This window comes from Citrobacter sedlakii, assembly GCF_018128425.1.
Lineage (GTDB): Bacteria > Pseudomonadota > Gammaproteobacteria > Enterobacterales > Enterobacteriaceae > Citrobacter_A > Citrobacter_A sedlakii.
This window is the reverse complement of record NZ_CP071070.1, coordinates 95141-112412: the sequence shown is the minus strand read 5'-3', so window position 1 is coordinate 112412 and position 17272 is coordinate 95141. Positions and strand designations below refer to the sequence as shown.

General features: G+C 52.2%; 20 protein-coding genes. 9 read left to right on the top strand and 11 right to left on the bottom strand.

Translation table 11 applies throughout. From position 1 onward, the window contains the following. Positions 1 to 10: 10 nt before the first annotated feature. From JY391_RS00565 to rfaQ, 4 genes are read right to left on the bottom strand one after another with little or no spacing between them, the layout of a single operon-like run. On the bottom strand, positions 11 to 991 hold the full coding sequence (locus tag JY391_RS00565; protein WP_374197222.1) for a glycosyltransferase family 8 protein: 981 nt from the start codon (positions 989 to 991) through the stop codon (positions 11 to 13). Between the two features lie 35 nt (positions 992 to 1026). Further along, entirely contained in the window at positions 1027 to 1824 is a 798-nt protein-coding gene (gene rfaP, locus JY391_RS00560) for a lipopolysaccharide core heptose(I) kinase RfaP (RefSeq protein ID WP_211935071.1), read from the bottom strand. Continuing rightward, on the bottom strand, positions 1817 to 2941 hold the full coding sequence (locus JY391_RS00555) for a glycosyltransferase family 4 protein (RefSeq protein WP_211935070.1): 1125 nt from the start codon (positions 2939 to 2941) through the stop codon (positions 1817 to 1819). The genes rfaP and JY391_RS00555 overlap by 8 nt, the downstream gene beginning before the upstream one ends. Beyond that, positions 2938 to 4008 carry a lipopolysaccharide core heptosyltransferase RfaQ gene (gene rfaQ, locus JY391_RS00550; RefSeq protein WP_181822326.1) on the bottom strand — a complete coding sequence of 357 codons (1071 nt, stop codon included), beginning with the start codon at positions 4006 to 4008 and terminating at the stop codon, positions 2938 to 2940. The genes JY391_RS00555 and rfaQ overlap by 4 nt, the downstream gene beginning before the upstream one ends. A 410-nt stretch (positions 4009 to 4418) precedes the next feature. Here rfaQ and waaA point away from each other — a divergent pair, with 410 nt between their 5' ends. Both waaA and coaD read left to right on the top strand, forming a co-directional pair. Next, positions 4419 to 5696, top strand: a complete 1278-nt coding sequence (gene waaA, locus JY391_RS00545; RefSeq protein WP_042287039.1) for a lipid IV(A) 3-deoxy-D-manno-octulosonic acid transferase — start codon at positions 4419 to 4421, stop codon at positions 5694 to 5696. A gap of 8 nt (positions 5697 to 5704) precedes the next feature. After that, positions 5705 to 6184 carry a pantetheine-phosphate adenylyltransferase gene (gene coaD / locus JY391_RS00540; RefSeq protein ID WP_042287041.1) on the top strand — a complete coding sequence of 160 codons (480 nt, stop codon included), beginning with the start codon at positions 5705 to 5707 and terminating at the stop codon, positions 6182 to 6184. A 40-nt stretch (positions 6185 to 6224) separates the two neighbouring features. Here the strand turns inward: coaD and mutM are convergent, their stop codons facing one another. From mutM to radC, 4 genes are all read right to left on the bottom strand, one after another. Then, on the bottom strand, positions 6225 to 7034 hold the full coding sequence (mutM, locus tag JY391_RS00535; RefSeq protein ID WP_042287044.1) for a bifunctional DNA-formamidopyrimidine glycosylase/DNA-(apurinic or apyrimidinic site) lyase: 810 nt from the start codon (positions 7032 to 7034) through the stop codon (positions 6225 to 6227). A 98-nt stretch (positions 7035 to 7132) separates the two neighbouring features. Then, complete coding sequence (rpmG, locus tag JY391_RS00530) at positions 7133 to 7300, bottom strand: 50S ribosomal protein L33 (RefSeq protein ID WP_001051798.1); 168 nt, start codon at positions 7298 to 7300, stop codon at positions 7133 to 7135. Between the two features lie 22 nt (positions 7301 to 7322). Then, a complete protein-coding gene (gene rpmB / locus JY391_RS00525) occupies positions 7323 to 7559 on the bottom strand; it encodes a 50S ribosomal protein L28 (protein ID WP_003024071.1) in 237 nt (78 codons plus the stop codon). Positions 7560 to 7776: 217 nt separating this feature from the next. Beyond that, positions 7777 to 8442 (bottom strand): RadC family protein, encoded by a 666-nt coding sequence (gene radC / locus JY391_RS00520; protein ID WP_042287048.1) that lies wholly within the window; start codon positions 8440 to 8442, stop codon positions 7777 to 7779. Positions 8443 to 8614: 172 nt separating this feature from the next. On the opposite strand from radC, the gene coaBC reads away from it, so the two are divergent. From coaBC to slmA, 3 genes are all read left to right on the top strand, one after another. Beyond that, the gene (gene coaBC, locus JY391_RS00515; protein WP_211935761.1) at positions 8615 to 9835 is read left to right on the top strand and encodes a bifunctional phosphopantothenoylcysteine decarboxylase/phosphopantothenate--cysteine ligase CoaBC; all 1221 of its coding nucleotides are present in this window, start codon (positions 8615 to 8617) and stop codon (positions 9833 to 9835) included. Continuing rightward, positions 9813 to 10271 (top strand): dUTP diphosphatase, encoded by a 459-nt coding sequence (gene dut / locus JY391_RS00510; RefSeq protein WP_060570270.1) that lies wholly within the window; start codon positions 9813 to 9815, stop codon positions 10269 to 10271. The genes coaBC and dut overlap by 23 nt, the downstream gene beginning before the upstream one ends. A gap of 108 nt (positions 10272 to 10379) precedes the next feature. Next, complete coding sequence (gene slmA, locus JY391_RS00505) at positions 10380 to 10976, top strand: nucleoid occlusion factor SlmA (RefSeq protein ID WP_042287055.1); 597 nt, start codon at positions 10380 to 10382, stop codon at positions 10974 to 10976. An 86-nt stretch (positions 10977 to 11062) separates the two neighbouring features. Here slmA and pyrE read toward each other — a convergent pair whose 3' ends face one another. Beyond that, complete coding sequence (gene pyrE / locus JY391_RS00500) at positions 11063 to 11704, bottom strand: orotate phosphoribosyltransferase (protein WP_042287057.1); 642 nt, start codon at positions 11702 to 11704, stop codon at positions 11063 to 11065. Between the two features lie 89 nt (positions 11705 to 11793). Beyond that, entirely contained in the window at positions 11794 to 12510 is a 717-nt protein-coding gene (rph, locus tag JY391_RS00495) for a ribonuclease PH (RefSeq protein WP_042287059.1), read from the bottom strand. 125 nt (positions 12511 to 12635) lie between these two features. On the opposite strand from rph, the gene JY391_RS00490 reads away from it, so the two are divergent. Both JY391_RS00490 and JY391_RS00485 read left to right on the top strand, forming a co-directional pair. Beyond that, positions 12636 to 13499, top strand: a complete 864-nt coding sequence (locus tag JY391_RS00490) for a YicC/YloC family endoribonuclease (protein ID WP_042287061.1) — start codon at positions 12636 to 12638, stop codon at positions 13497 to 13499. A 251-nt stretch (positions 13500 to 13750) separates the two neighbouring features. Further along, positions 13751 to 14368 carry a trimeric intracellular cation channel family protein gene (locus tag JY391_RS00485; RefSeq protein ID WP_042287064.1) on the top strand — a complete coding sequence of 206 codons (618 nt, stop codon included), beginning with the start codon at positions 13751 to 13753 and terminating at the stop codon, positions 14366 to 14368. Here the strand turns inward: JY391_RS00485 and ligB are convergent. Next, the gene (gene ligB / locus JY391_RS00480) at positions 14362 to 16047 is read right to left on the bottom strand and encodes an NAD-dependent DNA ligase LigB (RefSeq protein ID WP_211935069.1); all 1686 of its coding nucleotides are present in this window, start codon (positions 16045 to 16047) and stop codon (positions 14362 to 14364) included. The genes JY391_RS00485 and ligB overlap by 7 nt on opposite strands. A gap of 255 nt (positions 16048 to 16302) precedes the next feature. Between ligB and gmk the strand changes: the two genes are divergently transcribed. Together gmk and rpoZ are read left to right on the top strand one after the other, a co-directional pair. Next, entirely contained in the window at positions 16303 to 16926 is a 624-nt protein-coding gene (gmk, locus tag JY391_RS00475; RefSeq protein ID WP_042287070.1) for a guanylate kinase, read from the top strand. A 54-nt stretch (positions 16927 to 16980) separates the two neighbouring features. Further along, on the top strand, positions 16981 to 17256 hold the full coding sequence (rpoZ, locus tag JY391_RS00470) for a DNA-directed RNA polymerase subunit omega (RefSeq protein ID WP_000135058.1): 276 nt from the start codon (positions 16981 to 16983) through the stop codon (positions 17254 to 17256). Positions 17257 to 17272 lie beyond the last annotated feature (16 nt).

Genomic DNA, 17272 nt, shown 5'->3' with positions numbered 1-17272 from the left:
ACCTTTCTGCCTAAAATCTGATTTTGAATATCTTTGCTGAGAAGTAACGCAGATAATATAACACAGCCATACTATAATTTTTTTCGCGCCAAACTTTCTTTGCTTTCAGTCTAATTTCACTTGCCGAAGGAGATAAGTACCTCTTGGTGTTCTTCCAGGGTGAGCGAGAGTAATAATCGTTAAAAAGATTTGCTTCAAATATCTTATACCACGGTTTATTCGGAGTTACATAATGCATGATTATAGACTCAGATCGACTTTCTGCCTCTGCATCACGATAAACATTTAGCGTTGTTTTATTATTATACTTTCCATCCAGGTATTTTAAGCTCCCATTGAGCAGAATATTTAAAACGTCTTGATCGGCATATCGAAACACTTTACCACTATTGATCATTTCTAGTGATTTCGCGGTTATGCCATTCCTTCTCCATTCAATGTTGTTAATTAAAATAACACCAGCATTAAAATAATTATGGAATTTAATACCATACCCTAGCGTATTTACACGGGCCTGCATTTCCGGTGAATCAGAAACGACACCGGCGATATAATTCTGTAAATCATAGTTCACTAAATGCGCCAGGCTTCCATAACATATTACATCACAGTCGAGGTAAAGGACATGATTAATAGATTCATCAATAACCTTGGGTATTAAGAATCGAAGGCACGTTGATAAAGGGATACCTAATACCAAGGTTTCCGGATTTATATTGAAATCATCAACAATATGATAAACGGTTATCGCGACGTTAGGTTTCTTTAGTTCCCTGAATAAAGAAAGATCATTATCTGAAACATTTGATACCAGAAGATGGAAATGTAAGTTAATATCTTTATTATTTTCAATAACAGAGAAGGCAGCAACCCCTGCGGGCATTAAGAATCCATTATCAAAACAGAATGCAATATGAAGTGGCTCAGATAAATGTTGAACCGCTGAAAACAACTGTTTCTTGTGTTCAATATAATTACATGTGTCAGTCAATTTTAGTTCCTGATTTACTATTAAATTTAAAGTAGTTATAATTTTTTTCTTATTGTTCTTTCTTTTATTTTTTCTGCTTTAATTTTTGCTGCACTTAATAACTTGGTTTCATCCCGTAGAATCGCGCTTAACGGCGCCTCAAAGTACACCTGCAAAAACCGCCAGATATCCCGCTGCGTCAAGCCAATATTCAGGGACGAGAAATACAAGCCGATCAGATCCTTATCACGCCAGCGGCGAGGCACTTTGCTTCGAATTTGCGCACGATGGAGATCGATGACGGACACCTTAAGCTCGCTCTCATGCCCCGAAAAGGGCAGGTGCAGGAGAAAGTGGCAAATATAGCAGTCGCGGTGATTGATACCGGCCGCGTGCATTTTACGAACCATCGTTGCGACGCGGTGAATAAGCATTCGCTTAATCTTTACGTCAGGCGGGTTTGACGCCCATTCTGCGCAGTAATCTTCCAGGCTGATAGTGGGCGTTAGATCTTCGGTAATAATAAACGAAGTTTTGGTCAGCGGATTTAAACCTTTCTCACCAAAACCCACTCCGTGCATAGTATCCACCCCCACATCCCGGAGACGATGGATGGCGTTCCACTCTCTGTCAGCCCCTAAAACCGGCATGCGTAGCGAAAGTAAATTTTTGACGATCTCTTTGAGCGAAGTGCCCCGATGCCATTTAAGGAAATAGCTTTTCTCCGCCAGTTCAAATCGCAGCGTACGGCGGGTTTCCAGTTCCCTGAAAACGTCTCCCTGCAGCGTTTTAACTTCCTCAAAAGCATCTTTACCGCGCCATAACGTGGCTAACGGTTCCTTCAGTTCAACCATCCAGACCACCTGTAATGATGTCGGCCGCTCTTTCCGGCAGACTGTACAAATCTTGCGTATCCGCATAATGGCGTGCGTTTTCAGCCCATGCGTTGCGCAATGATGGCTGCGTCAGCGCTTTACGTAAAATGTCGTTTAGTGCTTCTTGTTTCCAGGGCTCAGTGATGGCAACACCACAGTTAGCGTCTTCAATATAGTGGGCAAAACCACATACCGCCGACGTGAGGACCGGCAACCCGGCGGCAATCGCCTCAAGCAAAACGATACCTGCCGCTTCCTGGTAAGCAGGGTGCAGCAGTATATCAGCGGCGGCCATCAGCTCTGCCACATCATTACGCCCGGAGAAAAAATGCACATTACCCCGTACGCCGCGTTTTTCCGCCAGCGCTTCAAATTTTCTGGGCTTGTCCTGACCAACAACATACAGCAGCGTATTGTGGCGCAGCGCCTCCGGCAGGGAAGCCAGCGCTTCAATCGATCGATCCACGCCTTTACGCGTAAAGTCGGACCCCACCTGCAACAACAAATTTTGCTGTCCGGCGATCCCGTTCTTCTGACGATAAACCTCGCGAGCGTCCGGGATTTGCGCACTGTATTTTCTGTCCGGATAGATCCCCGGCGGGAGGATATGGAAACGTTCCGCTTCGGTTTGATAATGCTTCTGGAAATCAGCAATCTGTTTATCGGTCAGCATCATCAGCTGCGTGGACTTACCCTGTTCGAACGTCGCCCGTTCAAACGCCGCATAGTGGCGGTAACGGGATGTCAGGCGATAGAAAAAACCTTTCTCCTGCGCAACCTTCTCGGCATAACAGACATCAGCGGCAAAATAGACATCCAGACCCGGCATTTTGTTAAAGCCGACGACCCGATCCACCGGATGCGCTCGCAGATGCGTCTGCACCCACGCGTAATACTCTGCATTACGTCCGTGGTTGGTCCGTGATTTTACCGGCACGTGAATCAGTTCGAATCCTTCGGGATATTCCCCTTCCCAGGACTGAGTGTAAACGCGAACCTGATGTCCACGCGCAGCGACGGTTTGCGCAATACGCAGGAAGTCACGTTGTAATCCGCCAAACGGAAAATACTTATACAGACAAAAAGCAACGATCATACCGACGCATCCATCCCAATAATTTGCGCATTTTGTGGCAACATTTTTTCCGTCGCCGCAATGACGTCCTCTGCAGGTATAACGGACATATATTTTTTATTTCGATCCAGTTCACGTCGCTGAGGCATTGTCTGATAATCTCCCGCCCAAAACTGAATAATATTGTCAGTCCAGGGACGCCAGAAAACGTGGTCTGTCGCGCCAAAAAGGCATATCACCGGTGTTTTAACCGCGGCGGCAATGTGTCCGGGTGCAGAATCGACGCCAATAAAGAGCGCGGCATGGTCGATCAATGCGCCTAATTCAGGGAAGCGGGTTTTTCCCGCAAGGCCAGTAACCGGTTTGGTTTCACACCCCTGGGCGATTTCTTCTACGCAGGCTAAATCGTCTGCGGACGGGCCGGACGTCAGCACAACCTGATAACCACGACGTTCAAGGGCATCAATGACGCGGGAAAATTTTTCGTTATCCCAGCACTTAAATAATTGCCTTGCGGTTGGCTGAATCACCACATACTGGCGCGTCACGCCGAGTTTCGCCAGCTGCTGACGCATGTTTTCCCAGTGCTCTGGCAGATAACTCATCGTCGTTTCCGTTACCACATGCTCCAGCCCAAGCGGGCAGAGCGCAGACAATGTCCGCTCGACGACATGTTCGCCGCGGTAGGGAACGAGGTGCGTAAAACTGTTTTTCCAGAAGACGGACTGACGGTTGGCAAAGTCCTGGGATATTTTTACCCTGGCATTCAGGCACCGGACTATCAGCGCCACGATCCACTGGTCGGTAAGATTAATGACCAGGTCATACTGATTACTGCGTAAAGTCTTAATCAGCGAAAGCGCATTTTTGATTTTATCTGCCGTTCCCGCCCCCTTATTACTGATGCCATAAAGCGCATTTATCTCAGGGTTTTCAGACAAAATAGGTATCGTGTCCTGGTAAAGAAGCACATCGACTTTGGCGTCAGGATAATTTTTTTTCAGCGTACTAATAACGGGAGTGGTTAAAAGCATATCCCCGTGGAAACGCATCTTGATAACCAGAATTTTTCGAAAAGGCTTTTCCACACGCGACTCTTTTGTTGTGATTATCCGGTAATTTAAGCAGAAAAAAGCACGCTACCGCCCCAGGCTCAACAGCTACCCGATTACTGATACCGCACTGACTTTTATCCGCTAGTGTATCACTTCTTTCGCTGCGATCCGACACGAATAAACTTTAAGCAGTTAGCGATTTTTTGTTTTTTAAATCATATTGATAATTAATTTATCTGGGCTTTCTTAACGGCTTATCAAACGCACGATGCCCACTTCAGGGCGCAAAAATCAATAAATCGCATAAAAATGCAAAAATTCTGTGTCTGACAGGCTTTATTAGCCAGACTTAAGGCTATTTAAGTCAAAAACAGGAAAAGTAATGGTAAAGCCCTGGCTAAATACATAGAATCCCCAGCACATCCATAAGTCAGCTATTTACTATGCTCGAATTGCTTTACACCGCCCTTCTTTACCTGATTCAGCCGCTGATCTGGATACGGCTGTGGGTGCGCGGACGTAAGGCCCCGGCCTACCGTAAACGCTGGGGTGAACGCTACGGCTTTTACCGCCGCCCTCTTAAGCCGGGCGGGATCATGCTTCATTCTGTCTCCGTCGGCGAAACGCTGGCGGCTATTCCTTTAGTTCGCGCGTTACGGCATCGCTATCCTGATCTGCCGATTACCGTCACCACCATGACGCCAACCGGCTCTGAGCGGGTTCAGTCCGCTTTCGGCAGCGATGTCCAGCACGTCTATCTTCCCTATGATTTACCCGATGCGCTTGGCCGCTTCCTCAATAAGGTCGACCCCAAACTGGTATTGATTATGGAAACCGAACTGTGGCCGAACCTGATCGCCGCGCTGCATAAGCGCAACATCCCGCTGGTCATCGCCAATGCGCGTCTTTCCGCCCGTTCTGCCAACGGTTACGCGAAGCTGGGGAAATTTATCCGCCGAATCCTTCGCCGTATTACGCTAATTGCGGCGCAAAATGAAGAAGATGGTCAGCGCTTTGTGACGCTGGGCGCGAAGAATAATCAGGTCACCGTAACCGGCAGCCTGAAGTTTGATATCTCCGTTACGCCGCAGCTTGCGGCAAAAGCGGTTACGCTGCGCCGTCAGTGGGCCCCCCACCGCCCGGTGTGGATCGCCACCAGCACTCATGATGGCGAAGAGAGTATTGTCATCGCCGCGCATCAGGCATTGCTCCACCAGTTCCCCAACCTGCTGCTGATCCTCGTGCCCCGTCATCCGGAGCGCTTCCCGGATGCGATTAATCTCGTTCGTGAGGCAGGTCTCAGTTACACCACACGCTCTTCTGGCGAGGTGCCCTCGGCCAGTACCCAGGTGGTGGTTGGCGATACAATGGGTGAACTCATGCTGCTTTACGGCATTGCGGATCTCGCCTTTGTCGGAGGATCGCTGGTTGAGCGAGGTGGGCATAACCCGCTGGAAGCTGCCGCGCACGCGATCCCGGTGCTGATGGGTCCTCACACCTTTAACTTTAAAGATATCTGCGCTCGTCTGGAGCAAGCCAGCGGTCTGATTACCGTCACCGACGCCACCAGCCTCGCCAAAGAAGTTTCCTCTTTACTGACCGACGCCGATTATCGTAATTTTTATGGTCGTCACGCAGTTGAAGTGCTGTACCAAAACCAGGGCGCGCTCCAGCGCTTACTGCAACTGCTGGAACCTTATCTGCCACCGAAAACGCATTGAGGGCTGTTATGCAAAAACGGGCAATCTATCCGGGCACGTTTGACCCGCTGACCAACGGCCATATCGATATCATCACGCGCGCCACGCAGATGTTTGACCACGTCATTCTGGCGATTGCCGCCAGCCCCAGTAAAAAACCCCTGTTTTCGCTGGACGAGCGCGTCGCCCTCGCGCGCCAGGCTACTGCGCACTTGCCCAACGTCGAGGTGCGGGGTTTCAGTGATTTGATGGCAAATTTTGCCCGCGAACAGCAGGCGACTATCCTGATTCGCGGACTCCGCGCCGTGGCGGATTTTGAATATGAGATGCAGCTGGCGCACATGAACCGTCATCTGATGCCAGAGCTGGAAAGCGTGTTTTTAATGCCGTCGAAGGAGTGGTCTTTTATTTCTTCGTCGCTGGTTAAAGAGGTGGCGCGCCATGCGGGCGATGTCACCCACTTCCTGCCAGACAATATCCATCAAGCGTTAATGGATAAGCTTAACTAAACGGCTAATGCCGGATGTCATCCGGCCATCTCTTTACGTTTTACTTCTGACAGCGGCGACAGTAAAACGTCGCGCGCTGGGCGTGTTTCGTCGCGATAATCGGCGTACCGCACACTCTGCACGGCTCGCCCTTACGGCCATATACCTGCAGTTCCTGAGCAAAATAGCCCGGCTTGCCATCACTTTGCAGAAAATCTTTTAGCGTCGTCCCGCCCTGCTCGATGGATCGCAGTAAAACGGCCTTAATCACCCGCACCAACAGTTCACAGTCCGCTTCAGACAACGAGGATGCCAGACGGTCAGGATGGATGCCTGCGGCAAACAGAGACTCACTGGCGTAAATATTCCCGACGCCCACCACCAGCTTGTTGTCCATCAACCAGGGTTTAATCGCCGTTTTCTTTTTCACGCACTTCTGATGCAAATACTCGCCGTTGAAATCGTCGCTGAGCGGTTCAGGCCCCAGATGCGCCAGCACGTTATGCCCTTCCAGCACCTTCGTCCACAGCCAGGCGCCAAAACGACGAGGATCGGTGTAGCGCAGAACTTTACCATTGCTCATCACTAAGTCGACGTGATCATGCTTTTCAGCAGGAAGCTCTTCAGGAAGGATACGCAAGCTGCCCGACATTCCCAGATGGATAATGATCCATCCGTCAGGAAGCTCCAGCAGAAGATATTTGGCACGGCGCTGAACGCTGAGCACCGGCTGGTCGCTCAGACGGTAGATCTCTTCAGAGACTGGCCAACGCAGACGGCCATTACGCACATGAGCATGCAGAATTTTGGCCCCGACCAGATGCGGCTCAATACCGCGGCGGCTGGTTTCGACTTCAGGTAATTCAGGCATAGCGTCTCCGGTTGTGTTTCCGCTCTCACTTATATGGGGACAGCCAGAAAACAAAAAACCCCGCCTGAGCGAGGTTTTTCGTTACAGCAAAGCGAGAATTATTTAATTTTCGCTTCTTTGTAAATCACGTGCTGACGAACAACTGGATCGAATTTTTTCAGTTCCAGTTTTTCCGGCTTAGTACGTTTGTTCTTCGTAGTGGTATAGAAGTGACCAGTACCAGCAGAAGAAACCAGCTTGATCTTCTCACGAATACCTTTAGCCATGATTTATTTCCTCTTTAAGTACTTAGTACTTTTCGCCACGGGCACGCAGTTCGGACAGAACTGTTTCGATGCCTTTCTTATCAATTACACGCATACCTTTAGCAGATACACGCAGGGTGACAAAACGCTTTTCGCTCTCAACCCAGAAACGGTGAGAGTGCAGGTTAGGCAGGAAGCGGCGTTTAGTCGCGTTCAGTGCGTGGGAACGGTTGTTACCGGTCACCGGACGCTTGCCAGTAACTTGGCAGACTCGGGACATGTCTATTCTCCAAAAATCAAATTAGCTCGAGCTTCGTATGGGGTATCGGCGCCTCGTCAGGCTTTACAGCCCGGTCATCGCATAGTTCTATTGAACTCTCGATTGCCAGGCCCAAATGCCAAACCCGAGATTCTCAAAGGTGGCGTAGTATACGCTGAGTCAGCGATGTGCTCAAGTCCCGAACAGACAAAGATCCCGATGGATCGCGCAAAGTCGGTCAAATCCAACCGCGTTCCGCAAAAGAAACGTACTCGCCGCGCCCCATAACAAGATGATCAAGCACACGGATGTCCATGAACTGGCAGCATTTTACCACACGCTCGGTGATGAGTTTATCCGCTTTGCTCGGCTCTGCACACCCCGACGGGTGATTATGGGCAAGGATCACCGCTGAAGCGTTAATTTTGATCGCCTGCCGAACAATTTCACGTGGATGCACCTCAACATGGCTCAGCGTCCCCGAGAAAAGGCGGCTATGTTTAATAACCTTGTGCTGAGCGTCAAGGAAAATCGCCATAAACACCTCACGTTCTTCGCCGGCGAACTGGCTGCGCAGAAACGCTCGCGTCATTTCCGGACTCAGTAACGGATTTTCTTCTTTAAGCCGAACGTCATAAAAGCGCCGCGCCAGCTCCGCAATTCCCTTCAACTGCGCATACTTTGCCACGCCAATCCCTGTGACCTTAACGAACTGGGCGTAGTCGGCAGTCAGCAAGCCGTACAAAGACCCAAAATGGTTGAGGATCTCTTTCGCCAACGTAAAAACATCTTTCCCCTGCGTTCCCGTACGTAAAAAGAGCGCCAGCAGCTCGGCATCCGTGAGCGTCTCAACCCCCTGCGCCAACAATTTTTCCCTCGGCCATCTGCACTCAACGGTTTCCATTTTTCTCTCCCCTCTGCCAGCGGGCATGTTGGCATAGCGCTTTTGGGGATTCGACGGTGAGTTTTCACGCCTGCGTAGCGCCTCGCAAAGTGATTCATGAGCGAGCACACGGCAGTTTAAGGATTGTGATAAAATGTCCGCCTTCTGGTGTCACCCAACAGGAAATATCATGATGAGCCTGGCCGGTAAAAAGATCGTTCTCGGCGTCAGCGGCGGTATAGCCGCCTACAAAACCCCTGAACTGGTGCGTCGCCTGCGCGAACGCGGCGCTGATGTCCGTGTGGCAATGACCGAAGCGGCAAAAGCCTTTATCACCCCACTGAGCCTACAGGCGGTTTCCGGGTATCCTGTTTCGGACAGCCTGCTTGATCCCGCAGCGGAAGCCGCAATGGGTCATATTGAGCTGGGAAAATGGGCTGATTTAGTGATTCTTGCCCCCGCCACGGCGGATCTCATCGCACGGGTTGCCGCGGGGATGGCCAACGATCTGGTTTCCACGATTTGTCTGGCGACACCGGCGCCCGTTGCCGTGTTACCGGCGATGAACCAGCAAATGTACCGCGCTGCCGCCACACAGCATAATCTGGCGGAGCTCGCCTCTCGCGGCCTGATAATCTGGGGACCGGATAGCGGTAGCCAGGCGTGCGGCGATGTCGGCCCGGGGCGGATGTTGGATCCCCTGACTATCGTTGATATGGCCGCGGCGCATTTTTCGCCTGTCAACGACCTGCAACATCTTAACATCATGATTACCGCGGGCCCGACGCGCGAGCCGCTCGATCCGGTGCGTTATATTTCCAATCACAGCTCCGGTAAGATGGGCTTTGCTATCGCCGCCGCTGCCGCTCGCCGTGGCGCAAACGTCACGCTGGTTTCCGGTCCGGTGTCATTACCCACGCCGCCTTTTGTGCAGCGTGTAGACGTCATGACCGCACTGGAGATGGAAGCTGCGGTTCAGTCCGCCGTTAAGCAACAGCATATTTTTATCGGCTGTGCGGCGGTGGCAGACTATCGGGCCGCCGCCGTCGCCAGTGAAAAAATAAAAAAACAGGCCACGCAGGGAGATGAATTAACAGTAAAAATGGTCAAAAACCCTGACATTATCGCCGGGGTCGCCGCGCTGAAAGATTCTCGCCCCTTTGTCGTTGGGTTTGCCGCGGAAACAAATAATGTGGAAGAATACGCCCGGCAAAAGCGTATCCGTAAAAACCTTGATCTGATCTGCGCTAACGACGTTTCGCTTTCTAATCAAGGATTTAATAGCGACAGCAATGCGTTACACCTTTTCTGGCAGGATGGAGATAAAGTCTTACCGCTTGAGCGCAAAGCACTCCTGGGCCAATTATTACTCGACGAGATCGTGACCCGTTATGATGAAAAAAATCGACGTTAAGATTCTGGACCCGCGTGTTGGCAAGCAATTCCCGCTGCCGACCTATGCCACCTCCGGTTCTGCCGGACTTGACCTGCGAGCCTGTCTCGATGACGCCGTAGAACTGGCGCCGGGCGCAACCACCCTGCTGCCAACCGGCCTGGCTATTCATATCGCCGATCCGTCTCTGGCTGCCGTTATCCTGCCGCGTTCTGGCCTGGGCCATAAGCATGGTATCGTATTGGGCAACCTGGTGGGCCTGATCGATTCCGACTATCAGGGGCAGTTGATGGTTTCTGTCTGGAACCGTGGGCAGGACAGCTTCACCATTGAGCCAGGCGAACGTATTGCGCAGATGGTTTTCGTGCCGGTTGTGCAGGCTGAATTTAATCTGGTAGAAGATTTTGACGCCACCGATCGTGGTGAGGGCGGTTTCGGCCATTCCGGTCGTAAGTAAGGCATTACGCATCCCAATAACGTCATAACATCACCGCAAACGCCGGGTTTGCGGTCATAGTGTGGATGCTCGCCTGGCAAGTGCTTATTTTCAGGGGTATTTTGTAACATGGCAGAAAAACAAACTGCGAAAAGGAACCGTCGCGAAGAAATACTTCAGTCTCTGGCGCTGATGCTGGAATCCAGCGATGGAAGCCAACGCATCACCACGGCAAAACTGGCGGCTTCTGTCGGCGTGTCCGAAGCGGCGTTGTATCGTCACTTTCCCAGCAAGACTCGCATGTTCGATAGCCTGATAGAGTTTATCGAAGACAGCCTGATCACGCGTATCAACCTGATACTGAAAGATGAAAAAGACACCAGCACCCGTTTGCGTCTGATTGTGTTGCTGATTCTGGGATTCGGTGAACGTAACCCTGGGCTGACGCGTATCCTGACCGGCCATGCGCTGATGTTTGAACAGGACCGTTTGCAGGGTCGCATTAATCAACTGTTTGAGCGTATAGAGGCGCAGCTACGTCAAGTGCTGCGCGAAAAGCGTATGCGCGAAGGCGAAGGATACGTTACGGACGAAACGCTGCTGGCAAGCCAGATATTGGCCTTCTGTGAAGGCATGCTTTCACGTTTTGTGCGTAGCGAATTCAAATACCGTCCTACGGATGATTTCGACGCCCGCTGGCCGTTGCTCGCTGCGCAGTTGCAATAACAAAAAGCCGGATGGCGGTTTCGCCTTATCCGGCTTACAAAGAAATAACACAGCTCCGGTAAGCGCAACGCTACCGGGTCCGTAAATTACACACCATACGCTTCGCGATACGCCCGCACCGCCGCCAGATGACCAGCCATTTCCGGCTTCTCTTCAAGATAGGCAATCAGGTCTTGCAGGGTGATGATAGAAATCACCTGACAGCCGTAGTCGCGTTCAACCTCCTGAATGGCGGAGATTTCACCGCGACCCCGTTCCTGACGATCCAGAGAGATCAGCACGCCTGCCAGCGTCGCGCCGTTGGCCTGGATAATCTCCATCGACTCGCGTATCGCGGTACCGGCAGTGATCACATCATCGACCAGCATAACGCGCCCCTGCAGTGGGCTACCGACCAGGCTACCGCCCTCGCCGTGATCTTTCGCTTCTTTGCGGTTAAAACAGTACGGCAGATCTTTGTCATGGTGCTCAGCCAGCGCGACCGCGGTGGTTGTCGCAATCGGGATGCCTTTGTAAGCAGGACCAAAGAGCAGATCGAATTCAATTCCGGAATCCACTAACGCTTCGGCATAAAAACGGCCTAACAGTGCCAGATCGCGCCCGGTATTAAACAGCCCGGCGTTGAAGAAATAGGGGCTTTTGCGCCCGGATTTCAGCGTAAATTCGCCAAACTTGAGTACCTGTTTGTTAAGCGCAAATTCAATAAACTGGCGCTGATATGGTTTCATGGATTCGCTCCTCTTTCACTTTCATCATTTACGAAATCTGTTTCGAAAACCGCAGACAAAAAAAAGGCGACTCACTGGTCGCCTTAAAATCAATTTGCCAACGCCGCCTTCTGCGTCGCGACAATGGATTCGATTCCCCCCCGGGCCAACGCCAACAGGGTGAGCAGTTCTTCATGGCTAAACGGCTCGCCTTCTGCCGTGCCCTGTACTTCAATGATGCGCCCGTCTTCGGTCATCACAACATTCATGTCCGTTTCTGCTGCGGAGTCTTCGACGTACTCCAGATCGCAAAGCGCTTCACCGTTGACGATCCCGACGGATACTGCCGCCACCATGCCTTTCATTGGATTGGTTTTTAGCTTACCGCTTGCCACCAGCTTATTCAGCGCATCGGCCAGCGCAACGCAGGCACCAGTAATGGATGCCGTACGCGTACCGCCGTCGGCCTGGATCACGTCGCAGTCCAGCGTGATGGTAAATTCGCCCAGCGTTTTGAGATCCACCGCAGCGCGCAGCGCGCGGGCGATAAGACGCTGGATTTCCATCGTGCGCCCACCCTGCTTACCTTTCGCCGCTTCACGAGCGTTACGGGTATGGGTCGCGCGCGGCAGCATGCCATATTCCGCCGTGATCCAGCCCTGGCCCTGCCCTTTCAGAAAGCGCGGGACGCCTTCTTCAATCGAGGCGGTGCACAGCACTTTAGTATCGCCAAATTCGACCAGCACCGAGCCTTCAGCATGTTTTGTATAGTTACGGGTCAGGGTTACGGGACGCACCTGATTAGCGCTACGGCCTGCTGGACGCATATTGAAATCTCCGGCTTGAAACGAATGTGGCTGCGCATTATACGGACTTCCCGCTCTTATTCCTATCCTGACAAGGCCGGGATGGCTATAATCGTCCCATCTCTCCTTTAAAAACAGGAACGTCTATGATCCGCAGTATGACCGCCTACGCCCGGCGTGAAATCAAGGGTGAATGGGGTAGCGCGACCTGGGAAATGCGCTCGGTAAACCAGCGTTATCTGGAAACTTACTTTCGTCTGCCGGAGCAGTTCCGTAGCCTTGAGCCTGTTGTTCGCGAACGTATCCGTACGCGCCTGACGCGTGGGAAAATCGAATGCACGCTACGTTTTGAGCCCGACGCCAGCGCGCAGGGCGAACTCATTCTCAATGAGAAACTCGCCAAACAGCTGGTGAACGCGGCCAACTGGGTCAAAATGCAGAGCGATGAAGGGGAAATCAATCCGGTTGATATCCTGCGCTGGCCCGGCGTTATGGCAGCTCAGGAGCAGGATCTCGATGCCATTGCCGCTGAAATCCTGACCGCGCTGGACGGCGCGCTGGACGACTTCATTATTGCCCGCGAAACAGAAGGGCAAGCACTGAAAGCGCTCATCGAACAGCGTCTGGAGGGCGTCAGCGCCGAAGTGGTAAAAGTTCGCGCCCATATGCCAGAAATCCTGCAATGGCAACGTGAACGTCTGGTCGCCAAACTGGAAGACGCTCAGGTGCAGCTGGAAAATAACCGTCTGGAACAGGAGCTGGTGATGATGGCCCAGCGTATTGATGTGGCGGAAGAACTGGATCGCCTGGAAGCTCACGTCAAAGAAACCTACAACATCCTGAAGAAAAAAGAGGCGGTGGGCCGCCGTCTGGACTTTATGATGCAGGAATTCAACCGTGAATCGAATACGCTGGCGTCAAAATCTATCAATGCCGACGTCACTAACTCCGCCATCGAACTGAAAGTGTTGATCGAGCAAATGCGCGAGCAGATCCAGAATATCGAGTAAATGCCATCAAACGTCGCCCGCTGCGTTCGGGCGGCGTTACGTTTCCCTGAATATCAACTTATCTGTCTCCCAGGCATTATATTTTCTCATCATTATAACAACCTATTTTTATCGAATACCCTATGTAAGATGGGTTGAGTGGCATAGTCGCATGAGCGAAATTTATTAAAAAGCCATTGCGTTAGAAAATCTCAATCGTGATATACCGCACAAATCGCTACTCTCTACCGCGCTAAAGATGAGGGAGAGTCATGCTGTTACATATTCTGTACCTGATAGGAATCACCGCTGAGGCCATGACGGGCGCGCTGGCCGCGGGTCGTCGCCGTATGGATACTTTTGGCGTCATTATTATTGCTACCGCGACAGCCATCGGTGGCGGTTCCGTTCGTGATATTCTGCTTGGTCACTATCCTCTCGGTTGGGTGAAACATCCCGAATACGTCATCATCGTCGCCACCGCCGCTGTTCTGACCACCATTGTGGCACCGGTGATGCCTTACCTGCGCAAACTCTTTCTGGTGTTAGACGCTTTAGGGCTGGTCGTCTTTTCAATAATTGGTGCCCAGGTCGCGCTGGATATGGGGCACGGACCCATAATTGCCGTCGTTGCTGCCGTGACAACGGGCGTTTTCGGCGGCGTATTACGCGATATGTTCTGCAAACGCATTCCGCTTGTCTTTCAGAAAGAACTGTACGCTGGCGTCTCCTTCGCCTCCGCCGTGCTTTACATTATCTTGCAGCACTATGTCTCCAGCCATGACGTTGTTGTGATCTCAACGCTAATGTTCGGTTTTGTCGCACGTTTGCTGGCGCTCCGTCTTAAGCTGGGTTTGCCGGTATTTTATTATCGCCATGAGGGTCACTGAGCGCTAAAGCCATCAATACGCTGACTCCCCAGCCACTGGCTGAGCGCTTTTATTTCTGCGTGAGCGAGCCACTGGATAACCCATGCAGCACGGCGTGCGCCTGTTGCGGGAAGTTGCTGCCAGTAGTGTGCGCTGTTCGAGACCATCTGCTGCCATGAACGCGCCCCACTGGCATTTAACGCGGTCTGCGTCAGTGGTATTCCCATCGCCATTAGCCAGCGGGTAAACGGCTGTTTGCGGACGAGGTTGAACTGATGCCAAAGCTGCTCGCCTTTGGCCTGCGCTAACCCAGGCGTGTTCTTGATTTGCTCAGGCGTCAGAGCAAGCCACGAAAAGATATGCGCAAAATGATGATGTTGATGAAGCGCTCGCCAACCCGACTCACCTATCCCCTCTATCCCTAACGCGCCACGCGAGCCAATCCAGACCAACCGGGAGATAAACTGCTCCTGGCATTCAGCGGTGGCATAGAAACAGGTCAACGAGTTATAGCGATTTTCCGGCGGCGCGGGTTTTGTCCGATCGCTAACGCGCCAGACCACCTTATCAATGCGCGGGATCCCTTGTCCAGCAAGGCTGACGAGAATATGATCGCCCGGCGCGATATCCCACTCTTGCCAGCGCCTGATCGAACCGAGATTCACCCGCTGCACCCGTTTATCATCCAGCATGACGGGAGCGAGCATCGCCACTACTGCAACTTTTCCGCTCTTACCGACCGTGAAATGGATCGCCGTGACTTCCGCCACCTGGGCCACTGGCGGATATTTCCAGGCCGCCAGCCAGTTTCCCTGCCCCGGCAACCAGTCGCGCGATGCTGGCTCGTCGCCAGTCCGGACAACGACACCATCGGTCACAAAAGGCAAGCCTGACGTCCACCACCGCGTGCGGGCACGCTCAACGTCTTCAGCGCTTTTCACTAACAGAGTATACTTTTCCGTCAACGTAAAGCCCGCAGCGCTCAGTTGACTGAGTTTTACAGCCATGCGATCAGGTCCGTCGGGCCAGGCCCAGATGAAAACGCCCAGCGAACGTAATGCGCTGGCGTTATCCTTACGCATCAACAGGCCAGCCACTTTTGAACGTGCGTTCATGCCTCCCATTTTTTGCTGTATATGCCCCTCCTGGGGCAAAAAGATTTCCCCCTGCAGAACGCTGTTTGCCAGCGCCCCCGTCACGGTCTGGGGAATGGCTGATATTCGCTGCGCTTTTGCGGTCCAGTCTTCGCCTTTCAGGCCATCACCACGGCTGATCGCCTGGGTTAACGCGCCCTCCCGATACACCAGGGTAATCGCTACGCCATCCACTTTTGGTTGCACCCACAGATCGCCGCGCTCACGCATCCATTGTCGCACCGCGCGCTTATCCGTCAGCTTTCTAACGCCGGTATGGGCAACCGGATGGGAGGCAGCGCCGCCAATAGCGGGCGGCAAGTCGCCGGGCAATACGTCTTCGCCAACGCAGCGCTGCCACTGAACCAGTCGGGCACGCAACTGATCGTAAACGCCGTCCTCTACGTTGCTTTTCCCCTCCTTCCAGTAGGCGTCGTCCCAACGTGAAATCTGTTGTTGTAAACGGGATAACTCGTCCTGAGCTCTGGCCGCCGACCACGTCGGGCATAACCCCCAGACCTGCGAACACCACAGCAGCCCTACTATGATCGCTATCCCTCTTTTCATTACCGCCTCCCGTGTCTGTTGGCGAGCAGGTATAGCGCGTCACACAGGTAAAGCCGAGCGGCAATATATTCTTTTGCGCACGGGCTTCCAGACATTCGCGGTTGTTGCAGAGAATGTCGGTTAAATCAGGAAACAGGCTCTCAAAACGCAACAATCTGGCGCAAAAAGTGTGACAAAAGCTACGTCGCGTTGCGGTGACGTGTATAATAAGCCCGTATGTAGGTTCAATTTGATAATCACATACGTAAGATACTCATGGCTCAAGGCACGCTTTATATTGTTTCTGCCCCCAGTGGCGCGGGTAAATCCAGTCTGATTCAGGCTTTATTGAAAACCCAACCGTTGTACGACACCCAGGTTTCTGTTTCTCACACCACGCGCGCGCCGCGCCCGGGTGAGGTTCACGGCGAACACTATTTCTTCGTCAACCACGATGAGTTCAGAACCATGATCGGTCAGGATGCCTTCCTTGAGCACGCCGAAGTGTTCGGTAATTATTACGGCACTTCGCGCGAGGCGATTGAGCAAGTTCTCGCAACGGGCGTGGATGTTTTTCTGGATATCGACTGGCAGGGCGCTCAGCAAATTCGGCAGAAAATGCCGCATGCGCGGAGTATCTTCATTTTGCCGCCCTCCAAAATCGAACTGGACCGCCGTCTACGTGGTCGTGGTCAGGATAGCGAAGACGTTATCGCAAAACGGATGGCGCAGGCTGTTGCAGAAATGAGCCATTACGCCGAATATGATTATCTTATTGTGAATGATGATTTCGACACCGCGCTGGGCGATCTGAAAACCATCATTCGCGCCGAACGTCTGCGCATGAGCCGCCAAAAGCAGCGCCATGACGCTTTAATCAGCAAACTGTTGGCAGACTGAACCCACTTTCAGTATTATGCCCAGTCATTTCTTCACCTGTGGAGCATTTTAAGTATGGCACGCGTAACTGTTCAGGACGCTGTAGAGAAAATTGGTAACCGTTTTGACCTGGTACTGGTCGCCGCGCGTCGCGCTCGTCAGATGCAGGTAGGCGGAAAGGATCCGCTCGTACCGGAAGAAAACGATAAAACTACCGTAATCGCACTGCGCGAAATCGAAGAAGGTCTGATCAACAACCAGATCCTCGACGTACGTGAGCGCCAGGAACAGCAAGAGCAGGAAGCCGCTGAATTACAAGCCGTTACCGCGATTGCTGAAGGTCGTCGTTAATCACAAAGCGGGTCGC